The organism is Shuttleworthella sp. MSX8B (assembly GCF_000524295.1).
Taxonomy (GTDB): Bacteria; Bacillota; Clostridia; order Lachnospirales; family Lachnospiraceae; genus Shuttleworthia; species Shuttleworthia satelles.
The window spans coordinates 20,243-39,947 of sequence record NZ_JAQT01000015.1 but is presented as its reverse complement, the minus strand read 5'-3'; the positions used below and the strand labels follow the sequence as shown (position 1 = coordinate 39,947).

The window sequence follows — 19,705 nt, the reverse complement described above, 5'->3', positions numbered from 1 at the left end:
CTCTTTGGAATTTGAAGTGACTCTTTTTGGAATCAGTCTTCCGACTTTTTGTAGAGGTTCACCAGCTTCTGAAGGTGTTCATACTTATCTCTCGCATCCTGCTCGGACTTGGCGAAGAGTTCGGCTGCCTTCTGCGGGTCGAACTTCTGCAGGGCCGCGTATCTGTTCTCACCAAGAAGGAATTCCTTATAGTCTCCGCTGGGCTGCTTGGAATCAAGAGAGAACTTGCTGTCAGCCTGGGGATTGAAGCGGAAGTTGAACCAGTAACCGGACTGAACTGCCAGCTTCTCCTCTGTCTGCGCCTTGCTCATACCCTTCTTGATACCGTGGTTAATGCAGGGCGCGTAGGCGATGATCAGAGAGGGACCCGGATAAGCCTCTGCCTCGGCAATTGCCTTGACCGTCTGCTGCATGTCGGCGCCCTGAGAGATCTGAGCAACGTACACATAGCCATAGCTCATGGCAATGGACGCAAGATCCTTCTTCTTAGTCTCCTTACCGCCGGCAGCGAACTGGGCAACCGCGCCGATCGGTGTTGACTTGGAGGACTGACCGCCCGTATTGGAGTAAACCTCCGTATCGTAAACCATGACGTTGATATCCTTGCCGGATGCCAGGATGTGGTCAACACCACCGAAGCCGATATCATAGGCCCAGCCGTCACCGCCGAATACCCACTGGGATTTCTTGGCCAGGAAACTCTTCTCGTCAAGGATCTCCTTTGCGGCTTCAGATCCCTCCTTCTCAAGCTCGGCAATCAGGATATCGGTCGCGGCGCCATTTGTTGCGCCGACACGGAAGGTCTCCTTCCAGACTGCGATCGCATCCTTCAAGCCTGCGGAAGCAGTGGTCTTCTCCAGGGCATCCAGCTTGTTCTTAAGCTTGTCGCGCATAGCGTTCTGAGCCAGGAGCATGCCGTAACCGAACTCGGCCGCATCCTCAAAGAGGGAGTTGGACCATGCGGGTCCGTGTCCCTTGGCATCTACCGTATAGGGCGTAGAGGGTGAAGAGTTGCCCCAGATGGAAGAACATCCGGTCGCATTGGCAATGTACATGCGATCGCCAAAGAGCTGAGTGATCAGCTTGGCATAAGGGGTTTCTCCGCAGCCTGCACAAGCGCCTGAGAACTCAAGCAGGGGCTGCTTGTACTGGGAACCCTTGACCGTATTGGGCTTGAACTTCTCGACAACATCATTCTTAATGGGAAGTTCAACTGCATAGTCGAAGTACTTCTGCTCGCCCTCGTTCTCCTCGAAGTTCTGCATGGTCAGAGCCTTGTTGCCCTTCATGCCGGGACATACATTAGCGCAGGAGCCGCATCCCGTACAGTCATAAGCGGATACGACAACAGCGTACTTGTAATCGGTGGGTCTGAGATCCTTAGCTGCAAAGCCCTCGGGAGCATTGGCAAGCTCCTCATCGGTCAGGGCAACCGTGCGGATTGCCGCATGGGGGCAGACGTAAGAGCAGAAACCGCATCCGATACAGTTGTCTGAATTCCACACGGGAACATCGGTTGCGACACCGCGCTTCTCGTAAGCTGCCGTCCCGTTCGGAGTGGAACCGTCCTGATAGGGAAGAACGTCAGATACAGCAAGCCTGTTGCCGGTCTGTGCATTGACCTTCTGCTGGATATTCTTGACAAAGGCGATGGCGTCTGCGCGTCCGGTTGAGGGGACGGCAGCCTCAAGGTCATCATCTTTGGCATCCTTCCAGGAGGCGGGAACATTTACCTTGTGGTAAGCGGTTGCGCCGGCGTCGATGGCATCCCAGTTCATCTTAACAACGTTATCACCCTTCTTGGCGTAAGATGCCTTAGCCGCATCCTTCATGAGCTTCAGTACCTGCTCCTCGGGAATCAGCTTGGTCAAAGAGAAGAAAGCGGACTGGAGAACGGTGTTAATCCGTCTTCCAAGGCCAATCTCCTTACCGATCTTTACACCATCGATGATGTAGAAGTTGATATCATTCTCGGCGATGAAGCGCTTTACCTGTCCGGGAAGCTTCTCATCTAACTCATCCTCGGTCCACTGGGTGTTGAAGAGGAAGGTGCCGCCGGGAACCAGATCCTGAACCATGGGATACTTGTAGATATATGCCTGGCAGTGGCATGCTACGAAGTTAGCCTGGCTGATCAGATAGGTCGAACGGATGGGGGTATGACCGAATCTCAGGTGAGACACGGTAACGCCTCCGGACTTCTTGGAATCATAGTCGAAGTAAGCCTGGGCATACATATCGGTGTTATCGCCGATGATCTTGATGGAGTTCTTGTTGGCTCCGACGGTTCCGTCTGCGCCAAGTCCCCAGAACTTGCAGTTGGTAGTCCCCTTGGGAGTGGTAACCGGATTCTCATGAACATCGAGAGAGAGGTGGGTTACATCATCCTTGATGCCAATCGTGAATTCCTTCTTCTCGTCATTCTTGAATACGGAAATGATCTGGCCGGGCGTGGTGTCCTTGGAGCCAAGACCATAGCGGCCGCCGAAGACGGGAACCTGATCGAACTTGCTGCCTCGCAGGGCCGCAACAACATCGAGGAAGAGAGGCTCGCCAAGAGCGCCGGGCTCCTTGGTGCGGTCAAGAACATTGATCCTCTTGACTGTGTCGGGAATTGCCTCAATCAACTTCTCTGCAACGAAAGGACGATAGAGACGAACCTTGACAACACCGACCTTCTCGCCGCGGGCCATCAAAAAGTCAATGGTCTCATCGATAGTCTCACAGACAGAGCCCATGGCAATGATAACAGACTCGGCATCAGGAGCGCCATAGTAGTTAAAGAGACCATAGTTGGTTCCAAGCTTCTGGTTCACCAGATCCATGTAGTGCTCCACAATCGCGGGCATATCATCATAAGCCTGGTTGGATGCCTCACGGGTCTGGAAGAAGATATCGGGGTTCTGTGCGGACCCCATCTCACGGGGATGTGTGGGATTAAGCGCATTCTGACGGAAGGCCTTTAAGGCATCCTGGTCAACGAAATCCTTGAGGTCCTCGTAGTCCCAGGTCTCGATTTTCTGGATCTCATGGGAGGTGCGGAAGCCATCGAAGAAATTGATGAAGGGAAGACGTCCCTTCAGGGCAGCGGCGTGCGCTACAGGCGTCAGGTCCATAACCTCCTGTACAGACGACTCACAGAGCATGCAGACACCTGTCTGACGGGCGGCGTATACATCGGAATGATCTCCGAAAATGCTCAGTGCGTGAGAAGCGATGGCCCTGGCAGACACATCGAAGACGCCCGGCAGTCTCTCACCAGCGATCTTGTAGAGGTTGGGGATCATCAGCAGAAGACCCTGAGACGCGGTATAGGTCGTGGTGAGGGCGCCTGCGGCGAGAGAACCGTGGACGGCACCGGCAGCGCCGGCCTCGGACTGCATCTCGGTGATCTGTACGACCTGGCCAAAGAGGTTCTTGCGCCCCTGGTTGGCCCACTCATCGGTTGCCTCAGGCATCACTGACGAGGGGGTGATGGGATACATAGCCGCTACATCGGTAAATGCATAAGAAGCATGTGCCGCTGCATGGTTACCATCCATGGTTTTCATAGTTCTTTTCATGTTGGTTCCTCCTAATAGATTTGCGTAACATCCTAGTAGCCGTCTGCCACACGGCCCCATCAAACGTTATAGATAAAGTGTAGGGTCTTTATCATGGAAAATCAACAAATTTCCCCTGAATCTCTGTTTTTAATTGTAAACATCGTCGAAGATCGCTTATTAAGCACCGACAGGTTTCCTTCTGCGCTCCCCCTGCTCTCCTGGCAAAAGCGGGGCAAATCGTGTACACTTGACCAGAACTCTGGCAATGGGCCCATGTCATCTGTGAACGTATTCTGACGCCCATACCATTCATACACTAATCTAAGACAAGGAAGAACAAGCATGATCCAGGCAGTCAACGTATCTCTTCGTTTCGGCAAGAAGGCCCTCTTTGAAGATGTGAATGTCAAATTCACCGAGGGGAATTGTTATGGTCTGATCGGCGCCAACGGAGCCGGCAAGTCCACCTTTCTCCGCATCCTCTCCGGCGCTCTGGAGCCGACCACGGGCGACATTGTCATCAGTCCCGGTCAGAGACTGTCCGTCCTGGAGCAGGATCATTTTAAATACGACGATTACACAGTCCTTGACACGGTCATCTCCGGCAATGCCCGCCTCTATGAGATTATGAAGGAAAAGGACGCCATTTACGCCAAGCCCGATTTCTCAGATGAGGATGGCGTCAAGGCGGCGGAGCTGGAAGCCGAGTTCGCCGAGATGGACGGCTGGAACGCGGAATCCGACGCCCAGACCCTGCTCAACGGCCTCTCTGTTGACCCGGACTGGCACTACGCTGTCATGAAAGATGTCCCCACAGACATCAAGGTCAAGATCCTTCTGGCACGCGCTCTCTTCGGAAACCCTGACATCCTCATCTTAGACGAGCCGACCAACCATCTGGATCTGGACGCCATCGCCTGGCTGGAGGAGTTCTTAATCAACTTTGAAAACACAATCATTGTGGTTTCCCATGACCGCTATTTCCTGAACAAGGTCTGCACCCACACTGCCGACATTGACTATGGAAAGATCCAGCTCTACGCCGGCAACTACGACTTCTGGTACGAGTCCTCTCAGCTGATCATGAAGCAGCGCAAGGAGGCCAACAAGAAGAAGGAGGAGCAGATCAAGGAGCTCAAGGAGTTCATCTCCCGCTTCGCGGCCAATGCCTCCAAGTCCAAGCAGGCAACCTCCCGCAAGAAGGCGTTGGAAAAGATTGAGCTGGACGATATCCGTCCCTCCTCCCGCAAGTATCCCTACATTGACTTCCGCCCCAAGAGGGAGATCGGAAATGAAGTTCTCTCCGTGGAGAACCTGACCAAGACCATCGATGGAGAACTGCTCTTAGATCATTTGACCTTTAACCTCAATTCCACCGACAAGGTCGCCCTGGTAGGCTCGAACGAGGCTGCCAAGTCCGTCCTCTTCCAGATTCTGGCCGGCCAGATGGAGCCCGATGAGGGGAGCTACAAGTGGGGCATCACCACCTCTCAGTCCTACTTCCCCAAGGACAACAGCAAGATTTTTGACAACGACATGATCATCGCCGACTGGCTGACCCAGTTCTCCGAGATCAAGGACGCCACCTATGTCCGCGGATTTTTGGGCCGCATGCTCTTTGCCGGCGAAGACGGCAACAAGAAGATGCGGGTCCTCTCCGGAGGTGAGAGAGTTCGTGTTCTCCTCTCCCGCATGATGATCGAGGGCTCCAATGTCCTCATGCTGGACGAGCCCACCGACCACCTGGATATGGAGTCCATCACAGCCTTAAACACCGGACTGACCAAGTTCCCGGGCGTCCTCATTTTCTCTTCCCGCGACCACCAGGTCGTACAGACCACAGCCAACCGCATCATCGAGATCCTGCCGAATGGAACTATTGTCGACAAGGTATCCAGCTACGACGAATATCTGGAGAGCGATGAGATGGCCAGAAAGCGAACCGTCTACTCCACCACGGAAGACGAGGAAGAAGACGATTGAGTCATGCCTGATCCCATTATCTTTCACGTTGACGTCAACTCCGCCTTTCTCTCCTGGACCGCGTCAGACCGCATGGCAAAGGGCATCGACAAGGTAGACCTGCGCGATCTCCCCTCTGCCATCGGAGGCGATCCCAAAACCAGGCATGGCATTATTACCGCCAAGTCCATCCCCGCCAAGCGATACGGAATTGTCACCGGAGAGCCGGTCAGCCAGGCCCTGCGCAAGTGTCCCTCCCTGATCCTCGTCCCCGGCGATTATTCTCTCTACGCCCGGCAATCTCAGGCTCTGATGGACCTTCTGCGCAAATACGCCCCTGCCGTGGATCCCTTTTCCATCGACGAGGCCTTCTGTGATATGACCGGAACCGCCAGCCTCTATGGCGATCCGGTCCTTTTTGCCCACAAGCTCAAGGATGAAATCCGCAGAGATCTGGGCTTCACCGTCAATGTTGGCATTTCCTCCAACCATCTTTTGGCTAAAATGGCCTCTGACTTCACCAAGCCGGACCGGGTTCACACGCTCTGGCCCCGGGAGATTCCCCGGAAAATGTGGCCTCTTCCCGCAGCTGATCTCCTCTTCGTAGGCGAATCTACAGCCCAAAAGCTCAAGAGTCTCGGCATTCTGACCATCGGAGATCTGGCTGGGACACCTGAGGATCTTCTGGTCTCGCACTTTGGAAAGCACGGATCCCAGATGCTCGCCTACGCCAACGGGACGGAACCGTCAGACCTGACTTCCCGTCACAGGAAAAGCAGAGGCTTCTCCAATGAAATCACGATCTCTCATGACCTGGTCGACCGGGAAGAAGCCCGACTCATTCTCCTCTCTCTCTGCGAAACTCTGGCTGCCCGGATCAGGCTTCAGGGGGACAAAATCCGTCTGGTCGGCGTCTACTACAAGGACAGCAGCTTCGTCTCCGCCTCCCGACAGACAAGGTTAAACCGGCCCAGTTCCTCAACACAGACCATCTATGAGACCGCCTTGTCTCTCTTACATGAGCTTTGGGATGGAAGGCCTCTTCGTCTGCTCGGCGTTCGCGGCTCGGAGATTGACAAGGACAGCGGCAGCTATCAGATGGATCTCTTTGATGCCGGAAAGAGCAGGAAACTGGATCAATTAGACGCCGCTGTAGATCAGATTCGGGATAAGTTCGGCGATACCTCCATCAGACGAGCTGTCTTCCTGGGAGCGGATGAAACCGACTTAAAGAGGCGCAGGTCAAATCACAGCAGAAAAAAGCCAGAGGACCCGACCGAGCCGGAAACCCCTTGCCGCTAAAACATGACAAAGGCTGCGCTTAATTTTTAAAGGAGTGTATGGGAGCGGGAATTCTGCCGCCGCGGTTCACGAAATCCGAGCATCCGAAAGTGGATACCGGCTGTACGGGAGCTGTCCCGAGCAGACCTCCCAGTTCCACACTGTCTCCGACGTCTTTGCCGATAACCGGAATCAGACGAACCGCCGTCGTCTTCTGATTGATCATGCCAATTGCCATCTCGTCCGCGATAATCCCGGAAATGGTATCCGCGCTGCTGGCCCCGGGGATGGCAATCATGTCAAGTCCCACAGAGCAGACGCAGGTCATTGCCTCAAGCTTCTCCAGGGTCAAGGCATTGGCCTGTACAGCGTCAATCATTCCCTGATCCTCCGAGACAGGGATAAAGGCCCCGGATAAGCCCCCGACATAGGACGAGGCCATAATGCCGCCCTTTTTGACCTGGTCGTTGAGCAGGGCCAGGGCCGCAGTCGTACCGGGAGCTCCCACCCGTTCCAATCCGATCAGCTCCAGAATATCCGCGACAGAATCCCCGATCGCCGGCGTCGGGGCCAAAGACAGGTCAATGATCCCGAAGGGGATGTTCAGGCGCTTAGAGGCCTCCTTGGCCACCAGCTGCCCCACGCGGGTAATCTTGAAGGCCGTCTTCTTAATCGTCTCACAGAGGATTTCAAAGCTCTCCCCCCTGACAGACTCCAGAGCCGTCTTGACCACACCCGGCCCGGAGACGCCGACGTTAATAATCGCGTCCGCCTCCGTCACTCCATGGAAGGCGCCGGCCATAAAGGGGTTGTCGTCGGGGGCATTGCAGAAGACCACGAGCTTGGCGCACCCCAGAGAATCCTCTTCTTTCGTGTAGACCGCGGTCTCGTGTACGATCTCTCCCATGAGGCGGACAGCGTCCATGTTGATCCCTGTCCTGGTGGAAGCGAGATTCACAGAAGCGCAGACCAGCTCGGTCTCAGCCAGAGCCTGCGGGATCGATCGGATCAGGTTCTCCTCCGCGGCTGTCATCCCCTTGGAGACCAGGGCGGAGTATCCGCCGATGAAATTAATTCCCAGCTGATGAGCCGCCTTATCCAGCGTGTGAGCGATGGTCACAAAATCCTCTGGTCTCTTACAGGCCGCGGCGCCCACCAGAGCGATGGGGGTGACGGAAACCCTCTTGTTGACGATGGGGATCCCATACTCCCGTTCTATCTGACCTCCTACCTTGACCAGATCCCGTGCGACGCTGGTCAGCTTGCTGTAAATCTTCTCATTGACAGAATCTAAATCAGAATCAATGCAGTCGAGAAGGCTGATGCCGATGGTAATGGTACGGACGTCCAGGTTCTCCTCTTCTACCATGTGATTTGTCTCAAGAACCTCATACTGGCTAATCATTGCATATCCTCATATCATTTCCTATTGTCACGCGCGATTTCTTCTTGTTGTCACGCGCGCTGTCTTAGCCCGCTTTTCGGGAGCGGATGAACTGGTCTCCTCTGACACGATCAATCAAACGCGGTGCATCATCTCAAAGATCTCTTCCTTCTGGCACTTGATCTGCACTCCCTTATCCCTGCCGATCTGATCCAGACTCTTCTGCACATCTTCAAGCTGCAGAAGAGCACGGTCAAAGTCAACGATCATCATCATGTTGAAGTAGCCGTTTACAATGGTCTGGGAAATGTCTAAGATATTGATCTGCTCCTGAGCCAAATAGGTGCAGACCGCGGCGATAATGCCCACCGTATCCTTGCCGACAACAGTAATAATTACTTTGGTCTTCTCCATATGCTTCTCCTTTATTCGATCCTTTCTTCCTGTATTCAGACAACAACCCTCACGGAGGGACGATCTCTGTGGGCTACCGTAATCGGAAAGTCGCTGCCCTGATAGGGATTATCTCCCAGCGTCACCTCCAGACGAACTGTCTCGTAGGCCAGTTCTTCCAGATTGTTCTCATGCGAGAGATGACCCAGCAGAATATGCTTGATCTTGTCATGCAAAAGCCGCCCCAGAAGCTGCCCCGAGGATTCGTTGGACAGGTGTCCCCGAGATCCCAGGATTCTCTGCTTGAGAGGATAGGGATAGGGCCCGACCTCCAGCATTTTCACATCGTGGTTGGCCTCCAGAAGCATGGCGTCCATTCCCTTAAGGCGCTCTATCGTATAGTCGTCATAGGCGCCGAGATCGGTGCAGACGGCGACCCTCTTGTCCCCATCTCCTGTCCTTTGCCGCATGGTATAAGCCACGGGATCCGCCGCGTCATGAGAGATATGCATGGGACAGATCTCCATATCTCCGATTGTAAATGTCTGGTCCGGTCGAATCACATGATAGAGCGATGGGTCAATGGTTCCCAGACTCCGCTTTGTGGCAACGGCGTCTATTGTCCCCTGGGTGGCATAGATCGGCAGGTGATACTTCCGGGCCAGAACACCCAGTCCGCTGATGTGATCAGAGTGTTCATGCGTCAGCAGGATCGCGTCCATATCGGAGCTGGTCATATCAAAAGAGTTAAGGCCCGCCTCGATCTGTTTGGCGCTGATCCCGGCGTCTATCATCACATGACTCTGATCTGTCCCGACACACACACAATTTCCGCTGCTGCCGCTCCTCACACTAAATAATTCCATCACCTAAAATACTCCGAATCTGCCGATAGGATTCTTCCACACTTCCGCTGTTGTCAATCACATGTGTACAGTTCCTTCGAAAAAGCTCCTCAGATAACTGGGAGGCGAAAATCGCATTGATCTTCTCATCACTGTAGCTGCGCGACTTTCTCAATCGCTCCCTGCGATGTCCCTCATCCGCGTAAATATACCATAGTTCATCACAGATCTTTTTGTAACCGTCCTCAATCAGAAGCGCCGCTTCCACAACGAAGTAGGGGTTTCTTCCTTCCTTTTCCCTGTCGGCAATCTGCCGAATCACCTCTGCCTTGACCGCAGGGTGAATCAAATCATTCATCCGCGCGCGCAGGGTGGGATCTTTGAAAATCAGCTCCGCCGCCCTTGTCCGGATCAATCCTCCCTCCGGGTCAAAGGTATTTTTCCCGCGAAAAAGCTCCTGGAGCCTGCCGTGCAGGTCTGTTCCCGGCCTGATCAGCTCCTGGGCCAGCTCATCGGTTCGGACGACACAGGCCCCGTATTTCTCCTCAAGATATGCCAATATCAGGCTTTTCCCCGCTCCGACGCCGCCGGTGACCCCAATCACTTTCAATCTAAATCACTCTCCATCCAAGTCACTCTCCATATTCGATTTGTCCCGGCCCTTCAGGCACGGACAGAGTCAACCGCTCATGACAGACAATGGAAGCTTTATTTGGCATCATACCAGTTCCTGCCGCTGTGCGTGTCAATTTCCAGCTCGACGGAGAGCTGAGCGGCTCCCCTCATCTCCTGATCCAGGATTTCTCTGACCTCTTGCTCTTCCTGTTCGAAGGTTTCAACCAGGAGCTCATCGTGAACCGTCAGAATCAGGCGCGACCGCAATCCCTCTTTGGCAAGACGATCGTGAACCCGAGCCATGGCAATCTTGATAATATCCGCCGCCGTCCCCTGAACAGGCGCATTCATGGCAACTCGCTCTCCGAACTGCCGCTGCATGAAATTGGAATTCTTCAACTCGGGAACAGGCCTGCGTCTCCCAAAGAGAGTGACCGCGTAGCCCTCCTTCCTGGCAAATTCCACAAGGCCATCCAGATAGTCATGCAGCCTGGGATAGGCGGTAAAATATCCGTCGATATACTCCTGGGCTTCCTCTCTGGAAATCCCCAGATCCTTGGCCAGACCGAAGGCCGAGATCCCGTAGACAATTCCGAAGTTGACCGCCTTGGCGTTAGACCTCTGTTGATCCGTGACCTCTTCAAAGGGAGTATGGAAAACCAGAGAGGCTGTCGCCCGGTGAATGTCCTTTCCCTGCCGATAGGCCTCGATCAGCTTGGGATCCTGGGACAGATGCGCCAGTACGCGAAGCTCAATCTGCGAGTAATCGGAATCGACAAAGACGCAGCCCTCCATGGCGGGGAAAACCCGGCGGATCTCCTTGCCGAGCTCCATGCGTATGGGGATATTCTGCAAATTAGGCTCCGTCGAGGAGAGACGTCCGGTGGCCGTCACTGTCTGCTGGAAAGAACTGTGTATCCGACCATCGTCCGCAATCACCTTGGCCAGTCCATCCGCGTACGTCGACTTGAGCTTTGTCAGCTGGCGAAACTCCAGGACATCTCTCACAATCTGATAATTGACAGCCAGAGGGTCTAAAACATCCGCGGCAGTGGAATAGCCCGTCTTGGTCTTTCTGGCGCCGGGCAGCCCCAACTGACCAAAGAGAACCTCTCCCAACTGCTTTGGAGAATTGATGTTAAAGGTCTCTCCCGCCTCCCGGCAGATACCCTCCTCCAGCTCCTTGATACGGCCGATTAGCTGATCTCCATAGCTCTTAAGGGCCTCTTTTTCAACCGCGATTCCTGCCGTCTCCATGTCGTAGAGCGTATAGACTAAGGGAAGCTCTACTTCTTCATAGAGAGCGCGCATCCCCTGCTCCTCCAGACGCTTTAATAGCTTCTGAGGGGCCCTGGAGGCAACATAGGCCTGATAGCAGGCATAATGCATCCGATGCTCTACCTCCTCAGGATCCTCCCAGATCTGGTCCGCCTTCTTCTTTCCAAAGAATTCAGAATAGGATGGAATGCTCAGGGCAAGCTGGTCTCTCGCGATATCCTCTGTCGGATAAGAGGAGGACAGAGGATCTAAAAGATAGGCCGCCACCTGCAGGTCAAAGGACCTGCCGCGGTCTGAAAAGCTAAGCTGTGACAGCGCCTCTTTTAAGTCCAAAAAAGCAAGGTTTTTCCCCGCGTCCGCGAGAGCCTGCAGTCCGCGCCGCAGGTCAGTGGATTGGATCAGGTCCCCGGAGCCATCATCCGCTTCAGAACCAAACAGGCTCAGCTGCCTGGCCTCTGTATCCGCTTCCGCAAAAAACGCCTTCCCCTCGAAGGAGATGGCAAGCGCCCGGATCTGCCCGGCCCTGGCGGCCGAGTGATCCTTGAGAAAGAGTCCTGCCCCGATCCATGTCTCCTGGCTTTGCCCGGCCCTTTCAATCATCTCCTCAAAGGCCGTTCTCGATGTCAGATGAGAAAATCGACTGGTCAGATCCTTCTCTTCCCTGTCAACAGACTCCTTGTCAAATCGGAGAAGGATATTCTTAAATCCCCAGTCCTTACAGAGACGATAGGCGTCATCTGTGAAGATATTCCCTATCTGAGCCGCTGCCAGATCATAGTCGATTTTTGCGTGAACATCGATCGTTGCCAGTGTCTTACTGAGTCTGGCCTGGTCCCAGAAGTCAACAATGTTCCTGGCGGCTCTGGGCGGTTTCAAGTCCTGGGCGTGCTCGTGAGCGGCCTCAATGGAACCATAGGCCGCGATGATATCGGTCGCCGTCTTCTCTCCGATCCCGGGAACTCCCGGGATATTATCTGCCGTATCTCCCCAGAGGGCCTTCACATCGATGAACTCGGTTGGACTGACCTGATAGGTCTCCCTGACATCTTTGGCATAATAGCTCTCGGTCTCCGTGCCGCCCTTTTTGGTCTTCGGAATCATAATCTTGACCTTGTCCGTAGCCAGCTGCAAGAGATCGCGATCCCCGGACAGAATTGTCACATCCATCCCGGCAGCTTCTCCAATTTTTGACATGGTCCCCAGCAGATCATCCGCCTCCAGCCCCTCCTTGGTCACCAGGCATATCCCCATGGCGGCGAGCATCTCCTTTATCATGGGAACCTGCTCCCTTAACTCGGCTGCCATGGGCTTACGGGTCCCCTTGTAGTCGGCAAACATTCGGTGGCGAAAGGTCGGAGCCGACAGGTCAAATGCCACCGTCAGATGATCCGGCTTCTCCTCCTCCATTGTCTTAAAGAGAATATTCAAGAACCCATAGACCGCGTTCGTGTGCTGTCCCTTGCTATTGGTCAGGTCAGGCAATCCGTAAAATGCCCGGTTTAAAATACTGTGACCATCGATGAGGAGAAGCTTGCTCTGCTCTGCCATAGGATACCTCTTGTCTGCAAACAATACTGTTCCTATTATGCCACCAAGCCCCGCCTCCTGCAATCCATGCAGGCTCTGTCAGACAGCTGCCTGTCTGACCCGCTTGCCAGACAGCTGTACCTCTTATGCTTTTTTATCTGTCAGGCAGCTTCCCCGCTGTCCTCCCAGTAATCCCGGTAGTCATCCTCACTGGAAAAAAGCATGTAGCAATTCAGCACATAGCCCATATAGCCCTCATTGGTGTAATATCCCTTCATTCTGTCCTCCTGTCCCTGCAAGATCTGCCATAGCAGCGGAGCCTTCCCGCTTTGCCTTCCTCTTTCGGATGATCTAAGGATAGTCTTTCATATGTACCATTTATGGGATATTTATAAGTCTTCCGTTCAACCTTCTGTTCAAACTGAAAAGGCTGAATTGAAAAAGCAAATTCCATCGTCTCTTTCGAAAGATTGGGTTGATCTTTTCTCCCTATGGAAAAGGGGCTAGGTATTTTCTCCATTCACCGCTATAATAATGAACAGTCGCATGCATATGGCAAACATTCGATTGCGAAAATTCATCTATTATCACCCCGCCCGCAAAATACGGGCACAGATTATGCAGAAAAGGAGTTCCAATGAAAAAATTTCTAACTGAATTCAAGGAGTTCGTTGCCCAGGGCAATGTCATGGACATGGCCATTGGCGTCATCATCGGCGCAGCCTTCAAGGCCATCATTGATTCTCTGGTCAAGGATATCTTAAATCCCCTCATCGCCCTCTTCACCGGCGACGATTTGAGCATGCTCTCCATCAAGATTGCCGGCGCTCAGCTGACCTACGGAAACTTCATCTCCGCTGTCATCAACTTTTTCATCATCGTCCTGATTCTCTTTATCATGATCAAGGCTGTCGCCAAGGCCAAGAATATTACGGCTAAATCCGAAGAAGAGGCTTCTGAGCCGACTGAGAAGGAATGCCCTTACTGCAAGCGCATGATTCCCATCGGCGCAACCCGCTGCGGATACTGCACCACAAAGCTTAAGGGCTTCCAGGGGCAGGAATAAACATCTTTTTCCATTGAAACTGTGGAACGCGCATGTGAATCTACGGAATATGCATGTGTGTCTATGGAATATACATGTGAATCTATGAAATATATGCCGTGAACATTCCCTAATTATGAATCATATGCGTCCACCGGGCGCACGCAAGAATCCCCCTCTCCACGGGTTGTCCATGGAGAGGGGGATTCTTATCTTTTCACTGCTGCAGAGGCCTCTTTGCCAGCACATTTTGTCCTATCATTCAAAAGGACAAGGGACATGGCCGATCCCTTCCGCCAAAAAAGGACAGGCATAAGACCCCGAAATCCATCACGAAAGCCGGGAAAAAGCTCAATTCTGCGCCGCCTGAAGCAGCTTCTCCTTGAGCTGGTTCTCGATTCCGACCAGCTGCTTCTCGGCATCGGCTCTCTTGGCCTTGCCATCCTTCTGGATCTGCATTACCTCATCCAGAGTAGAGATCAGCTGATTGTTGGTGTGCTGGAGAGTCTCAATATCCACAATGCCGCGCTCAGACTCCTTGGCTGCCTCGATTGTGGCGGACTTGAGCTTATCCGCGTTCTTGCGCAGAAGCTCATTGGTCATATCTGTGACCTCTCTCTGAGCCTTAGCCGCCTGGGTCGCGTGCTCGACGCCCAGAGCAATGACCATCTGATTCTTCCAGAGCGGGATGGTATTGACAATGGTGGTCTGAATCTTCTCCGCCATCATGGTGTCGGAGGACTGAACCATACGGATCTGGGGCCCGGTCTGTACAGAGATGGTCCGGGTCAGCTCCAGATCATAGAGCTTCTTCTCGAAGCGGTCGCACTGAGCCGCAAGATCCTTGGCCGCCTGGGCATCCTCGGCGGAGCCGGTCTGAGCCGCCTTGGCCTCCAGCTCCTTGAGCTGGCCGTTTCGCACGTCGGCAAGGCGCTTCTTGCCGGCGATAATATACATGGTCAATTCCTTGTAGTAATCCAGGTTCATCACATACATCTGATCCAGCATGGCGATGTCCTTGAGCAGGGTCTGCTGATGCTTCTCCAGCTCTCTGGTGATCGTTCCCACATTGGTCTCTACCTTGGAGTACCTGGTGCGAAGCGTCTCGATCCTGTTCTGCGCCTTGTGAAAAATGCCAAACAAGCCCTTCTCCTGCTCACTTGCGTCGAAATTCTTCAGCTCGCCGATCAGGTTGGTGATCATGTCTCCAACCTCTCCCATATCCTTATTGCGGACAGAATTTAAGGTCTGTTCGGAAAAGGAAGCCATCCTCTGCTGGGTTCCTGCCCCGTAGCTTAAGATCCCGTTGGAATCCGTCAGATCGATTTTGTCTGCAAATGCCTCAGCCTGCGCTCTCTCCTGGGGGGTCAGAATCGAGTCATCCATCTTAGCCTCCGCTGGGTCAGCTGCCACCGCGACCTGGGGCGCTGCGGGGCTTCCAAAGCTTAAGGTCGCCTGAGACTGCTGCGCAAGGCCCTGATCCTGCGCCGGATTCGCCTCCTCCTGAGCCATCGCCTGAGACTGCTGAACAGCTGCTGCGGGCTCTGCCATCTGATTCTGTCCTGCCGCCGCTGCCTCCTGCGGATTGGTCTGATTGAATTCCAATTCTGCCATCTCTTTCTCCTCTCCTTTTATCCTGAAAACATCTCATTGATAGCAATGGAATATTAGCTTCGCGAATATTTCATTGTGCGTATCCAACATTGGTATTTCTTATCTAATTCTCTTCTTTTTGCGCAGAGCCTGCCAGCGCGGATGCATAGTCCCGGTCTCCAAAGGGAGCCTCCGCAGCAGCCGTCTGCGTCTGTCCGGGGCCTGCCGCACTTGCTGTCGCACCGGAGCCGAAGCTCAGTCCGCTCTCATAGTCGCGAATGCTCTTGCCTGACAAACCATCCTGTCTCATCATGGTCTCCATGACCGAGATATCAGAGCTGACATCAAACAGGACATTCTGGAAGAGATCATTCAGGAGCTTCTCAAACGCATCGTTAATGATATCCATGGAGTCTTCAATCTGAGCCTTGGTTCGCTTGACATTGTCCAGGTGGCCGGACTGGGAATCCAGTTCAATATAGGCATCAAGAAGCTTCTGAATCGTCGGAAGGTAGAAGTCTATCATGCGGCGGATGTCTCTGGCGGACTCGGGATGCTTCTTCACATTTTCAAAGATGTTTCGCATGATCTGTTCCAGCCGGTCTAACTTTGCCGTCATGGCGTGATCCGGGATTCTGTCATTGGCAGCCCGAACCTCCCTGATATAGTTCTCCCCCTCCTGTGTCAGTTCAAGGATCTCCCGTTCAGCCGGAGACATGTTTGCCTCCTGCTCTCTCCTTCGATCACGCTCCTTCTCCCAATCAAGGTACTGCTTATAAGCCTGATCCGTCAGAATGATCGTAGACATATCCCGATCAAAATGAACCAGAGGCAGATAGTCATTCTCCCTCATCTTTTTCAGATTGACCTTCACTTCATCCTCTGTCTGTCCCGCCAGGCGGGCCAGATCCCGAATACTGATCACTTCCTTATCCTGAATCAGGTTTCCATAGCGGCGATAGGTATCCGCCAGCTTATGGTCCTTAGCCCCCAGCAAAGCCAGACGGCAAAAGGCTGCCGCGGCGGCGGCAAAGCCAAATCCGCTCATCAGGCCGGCCATGCGAAGAACCGGAATGAACATGAGCGCGAAACTGCCGAGACTCAGAAGGGCAAAAAGGCCAAAGCCCGACCAGCCTAAGATCTGCTTCCCAAGGCCGGTCATCTGTGATACATCCCTGGCTAAAAAATTATTTCTCCGATCGGATACGCCCCCGAAAACCCGGTTGACCTCCGCCCGAAAATCACTGTTGCCAAAAACCCGGGAGGCATTGTCCCGGGCTGTCCCGGAAGCCTGTCCCATCTGCCCGGCGGCCTCCTGCACGGAAGCAGATACGGAAGACGCCACCTGTCTGGTCGCCTGATTAACCGTCTTGGTGATGTCGGATGTCAGCTTGGAATAGTCCCCGCTCTTCAAGGCGTAGTTGACAGAGTCCAGAATATCCTGTCCTGCACTGATCAGATCATCACTGCCCTTGCGTTTTTCCATGAAAATCTCCTGTCCGCCCAACTTTCATTATATGTGCAGAAACAGTCCCTGTGAGGAACCGCAAACTCCAGCTATTATCTTATAATATCCCTCTTTCTGCCGCAACTACCGATCCATTTTGGAAACTGCCCCTACCGATCCATCTCGGAAACTGCCCCTGCGGCCTTGTGGTCCCGGATAATTCCCTGTATCTCAGTCAGATCTGTATTCATCAGGTCTCCGGGCACCGTGTTCTTGAAGGAACCCGTGGCATTTCCATACTCCAGGGCCTTCTGATAATCCCCCGGATTGGCCAGAAGTCCATAGAGGACGCCGGACAGGTAGGCGTCTCCGGAACCAATCCGGTCCACAACGTCAATATGGTCATAGGGGGCCTCCTCATAGAAGGTATCTGTATCCGCGGCATAGAGCTTGGATCCGAAATTGTGCAGCTTGGGTGATAAAACCACACGCTCGGTCGAGGCAACAAGGCGTATGGGATAGTCTTTTGTAAAGGATTTCATAATTTCTCTGACATCCCCCTTCTTGCCGAAGGTCAGGCGCGCTGTGGAATCGGAACAGAAGAAGATATCCACATAGGGAAGGATCTGCTCAATGCAGGCCCTGGCCTCCTGGCCGCTCCAGAGATTTCCCCGGAAGTTCACATCAAAGGAAATCAGCGCTCCCTCCTTCTTAAAGCGCTTGATCATCTCAATGGCATTGGCTCTGATCTGCTCTCCTAAGGCCAATGTGATCCCCGAGACGTGAAAACAGCGGGCAGAACTGTAGATGACCGGATCCAGTTCTCCGATATGCAGGGTCTGGAAGGAGGTATTCATGCGGTCGTAGACAATGCGGGGCTTTCTTGGGTAAGCGCCGTACTCGTAATAATAGACTCCCAGCCGGGCGTTTTTACTGTGATCATAGACCAGAAAATCGTCACTGACCCCGTTCTGACGCACCCGTTTCTTAATGAAATCCCCCAGATCATTGGCCGGAAGTTTGGAAATCACCCCCGTCCGCAGTCCCAGCATAGCGACCCCGGCCGCAACATTCATCTCCGCGCCTCCAGCTGTGCGCAGCATAAATTCTCCCCCATTGAGCCTCTCGTTGAAGGCCGGGGTCAGACGCAGCATAATCTCTCCCAGTGTCAGAAGGTCAAAAGACTGATGTTCACTCATAGGCTTCTCCTCTTTTCCCGATCAGGCAGGTGTTTAAAAGCACATCGCCGACAAGCACAGAAAAACTGCCGGATGATCCGACAGTTTCATTATAGAATATGATCCGGGTCATCTCATTAGAGAAATTGACCTGCTTCTTGCATATCTTGCGGTTCGCTTCCCTCTGTCAGCGCCGGTGAAGAATCCGCCTTAAAGAGCCGGTTCTCTCTTCAGGCGCTTTTCAACAGCCCCCAGGATCACATTGGCAAGTTCCGCAATAAACATACAGAGAATCGTCGCAAAGGCAATCTTAGGCACGTTCATGGTCCGCATCCCGGAAAAGAGCAGACTTCCCAGACCGCCGGCGTTGATCGTAGCCGCAATGGTGGCAATCCCCGTGGTAGAGACAATGGCCAGCTTGATGCCGGCGACAATCATAGGGGCCGCGAGAGGGATCTGCACTCTGCAAATCATCTGCATATGCGTCATGCCCATTCCGCTTGCCGCCTCTAAGATTGCAGGATCCACCTGTGTCAGTCCTGTCATGATATTTCTGACCAGAAGATACTGGTTGTAGAGGACAAGGACCAGGATGGCTGTTCCCCTTCCAAGCCCCGTCAGAGGAATCAGGATGGCAAAGAGAGCCAGAGACGGAACGGAATAAATCGCGGAAAAAACCTGAATACAGATATTGCTGGCCCTGGGAAATTTAAGCAGAACCAGGCAGATCAGACTGGCCAGGGCAATGGAAATAAGCAAGGTCAGAGCGACAATTTGCAGATGCTGCAAAAAGGCATTGGCAAAGAGATCTATGTGATCGAAAAAGTAACGCATCAGATTCCCTCTCCATCGACCAGGCTGTCAGATCCGGTCTGTAAGGTTGCCAGCAGCGAGCGGACAAAGTCGTCGGCCGGATGAGCTAAAATATGCCGCGGGCTGTCATACTGGATCACTCTTCCCTGATCCATAATCAAAACCCTGCTGCCCAGCTTGAGAGCCTCTCGAATATCATGAGTCACAAAGAGATAGGTGGCCTTCGACCCGGAATGGATCCGCTTTAACTCGTTCTGCAGACTCTCCCGGTTGATGGCGTCGATGGCACCGAAGGGCTCATCCAAAAGCATAAGTCCGGGATGCGTGACCAGCGCTCTCGCCAGACCGACTCTCTGCTGCTGTCCTCCGGACAGCTGGGCTGGATAACGCCCCCGAAACTCTTTTGGATCTAAATCGACCAATGAGAGCATCTCATCGACTCCGGCGTCCGCCTTCTCCTTGTCCCAGCCCAGGAGCCTGGGCAAAACCTTGATATTCTCCTCGACAGTCATATGCGGGAACAGCCCGACCTGCTGGATCACATAGCCGATCCTGCGGCGCAGGCTGACCGGATCCTGACCGCGAATGTCCTGTCCCATCACCGTAATCCTCCCGGAATCCACTTCCAGAAGGCGATTGACCATCTTGATCAGAGTCGTCTTCCCGCATCCGGAAGAACCTAAAATGGTGACAAACTCGCCCTCCTCAATCTGAATGCTCACATCATCCAGGGCCTGGTAGTTTGCTCCCGGGAAGCGTTTATTGACATGTTCAAATGTGACTGCGTACATGCAATTTA

At 53.5% G+C, this 19,705-nt stretch carries 14 protein-coding genes; 3 read left to right on the top strand and 11 right to left on the bottom strand.

The window, feature by feature from the left end:
• Positions 1 to 32 precede the first annotated feature (32 nt).
• Positions 33 to 3,563 carry a pyruvate:ferredoxin (flavodoxin) oxidoreductase gene (gene nifJ, locus HMPREF1508_RS04135; RefSeq protein WP_044959678.1) on the bottom strand — a complete coding sequence of 1,177 codons (3,531 nt, stop codon included), beginning with the start codon at positions 3,561 to 3,563 and terminating at the stop codon, positions 33 to 35.
• A 324-nt stretch (positions 3,564 to 3,887) separates the two neighbouring features.
• Here nifJ and HMPREF1508_RS04130 point away from each other — a divergent pair, with 324 nt between their 5' ends.
• Positions 3,888 to 5,528, top strand: a complete 1,641-nt coding sequence (locus HMPREF1508_RS04130) for an ABC-F family ATP-binding cassette domain-containing protein (protein WP_044959675.1) — start codon at positions 3,888 to 3,890, stop codon at positions 5,526 to 5,528.
• Positions 5,529 to 5,531: 3 nt separating this feature from the next.
• Positions 5,532 to 6,809 carry a DNA polymerase Y family protein gene (locus HMPREF1508_RS04125; protein WP_044959672.1) on the top strand — a complete coding sequence of 426 codons (1,278 nt, stop codon included), beginning with the start codon at positions 5,532 to 5,534 and terminating at the stop codon, positions 6,807 to 6,809.
• 19 nt (positions 6,810 to 6,828) lie between these two features.
• Here HMPREF1508_RS04125 and HMPREF1508_RS04120 read toward each other — a convergent pair whose 3' ends face one another.
• From HMPREF1508_RS04120 to polA, 5 genes are all read right to left on the bottom strand, one after another.
• Complete coding sequence (locus HMPREF1508_RS04120; protein ID WP_044959670.1) at positions 6,829 to 8,193, bottom strand: PFL family protein; 1,365 nt, start codon at positions 8,191 to 8,193, stop codon at positions 6,829 to 6,831.
• 114 nt (positions 8,194 to 8,307) lie between these two features.
• Positions 8,308 to 8,586 (bottom strand): ACT domain-containing protein, encoded by a 279-nt coding sequence (locus HMPREF1508_RS04115; RefSeq protein ID WP_006905989.1) that lies wholly within the window; start codon positions 8,584 to 8,586, stop codon positions 8,308 to 8,310.
• Positions 8,587 to 8,621: 35 nt separating this feature from the next.
• The gene (locus tag HMPREF1508_RS04110; protein ID WP_044959667.1) at positions 8,622 to 9,431 is read right to left on the bottom strand and encodes an MBL fold metallo-hydrolase; all 810 of its coding nucleotides are present in this window, start codon (positions 9,429 to 9,431) and stop codon (positions 8,622 to 8,624) included.
• Positions 9,418 to 10,014 (bottom strand): dephospho-CoA kinase, encoded by a 597-nt coding sequence (gene coaE / locus HMPREF1508_RS04105; protein ID WP_242834492.1) that lies wholly within the window; start codon positions 10,012 to 10,014, stop codon positions 9,418 to 9,420. The genes HMPREF1508_RS04110 and coaE overlap by 14 nt, the downstream gene beginning before the upstream one ends.
• Before the next feature lie 104 nt (positions 10,015 to 10,118).
• A complete protein-coding gene (gene polA, locus HMPREF1508_RS04100; protein WP_044959661.1) occupies positions 10,119 to 12,851 on the bottom strand; it encodes a DNA polymerase I in 2,733 nt (910 codons plus the stop codon).
• Positions 12,852 to 13,467: 616 nt separating this feature from the next.
• Here polA and mscL point away from each other — a divergent pair.
• Complete coding sequence (mscL, locus tag HMPREF1508_RS04090) at positions 13,468 to 13,896, top strand: large conductance mechanosensitive channel protein MscL (protein WP_044959656.1); 429 nt, start codon at positions 13,468 to 13,470, stop codon at positions 13,894 to 13,896.
• Between the two features lie 330 nt (positions 13,897 to 14,226).
• Here mscL and HMPREF1508_RS04085 read toward each other — a convergent pair whose 3' ends face one another.
• From HMPREF1508_RS04085 to HMPREF1508_RS04065, 5 genes are all read right to left on the bottom strand, one after another.
• Entirely contained in the window at positions 14,227 to 15,489 is a 1,263-nt protein-coding gene (locus HMPREF1508_RS04085; protein WP_156923175.1) for a toxic anion resistance protein, read from the bottom strand.
• Between the two features lie 103 nt (positions 15,490 to 15,592).
• Positions 15,593 to 16,954 (bottom strand): 5-bromo-4-chloroindolyl phosphate hydrolysis family protein, encoded by a 1,362-nt coding sequence (locus HMPREF1508_RS09630; protein WP_049906883.1) that lies wholly within the window; start codon positions 16,952 to 16,954, stop codon positions 15,593 to 15,595.
• A 131-nt stretch (positions 16,955 to 17,085) separates the two neighbouring features.
• Positions 17,086 to 18,114: a sugar kinase gene (locus tag HMPREF1508_RS04075; RefSeq protein WP_006905997.1), complete on the bottom strand. Its 1,029-nt coding sequence runs from the start codon at positions 18,112 to 18,114 to the stop codon at positions 17,086 to 17,088.
• Between the two features lie 189 nt (positions 18,115 to 18,303).
• On the bottom strand, positions 18,304 to 18,927 hold the full coding sequence (locus HMPREF1508_RS04070; protein WP_044959653.1) for an ABC transporter permease: 624 nt from the start codon (positions 18,925 to 18,927) through the stop codon (positions 18,304 to 18,306).
• The gene (locus HMPREF1508_RS04065) at positions 18,927 to 19,697 is read right to left on the bottom strand and encodes an ABC transporter ATP-binding protein (protein ID WP_044959651.1); all 771 of its coding nucleotides are present in this window, start codon (positions 19,695 to 19,697) and stop codon (positions 18,927 to 18,929) included. The genes HMPREF1508_RS04070 and HMPREF1508_RS04065 overlap by 1 nt, the downstream gene beginning before the upstream one ends.
• Between the last annotated feature and the right edge of the window lie 8 nt (positions 19,698 to 19,705).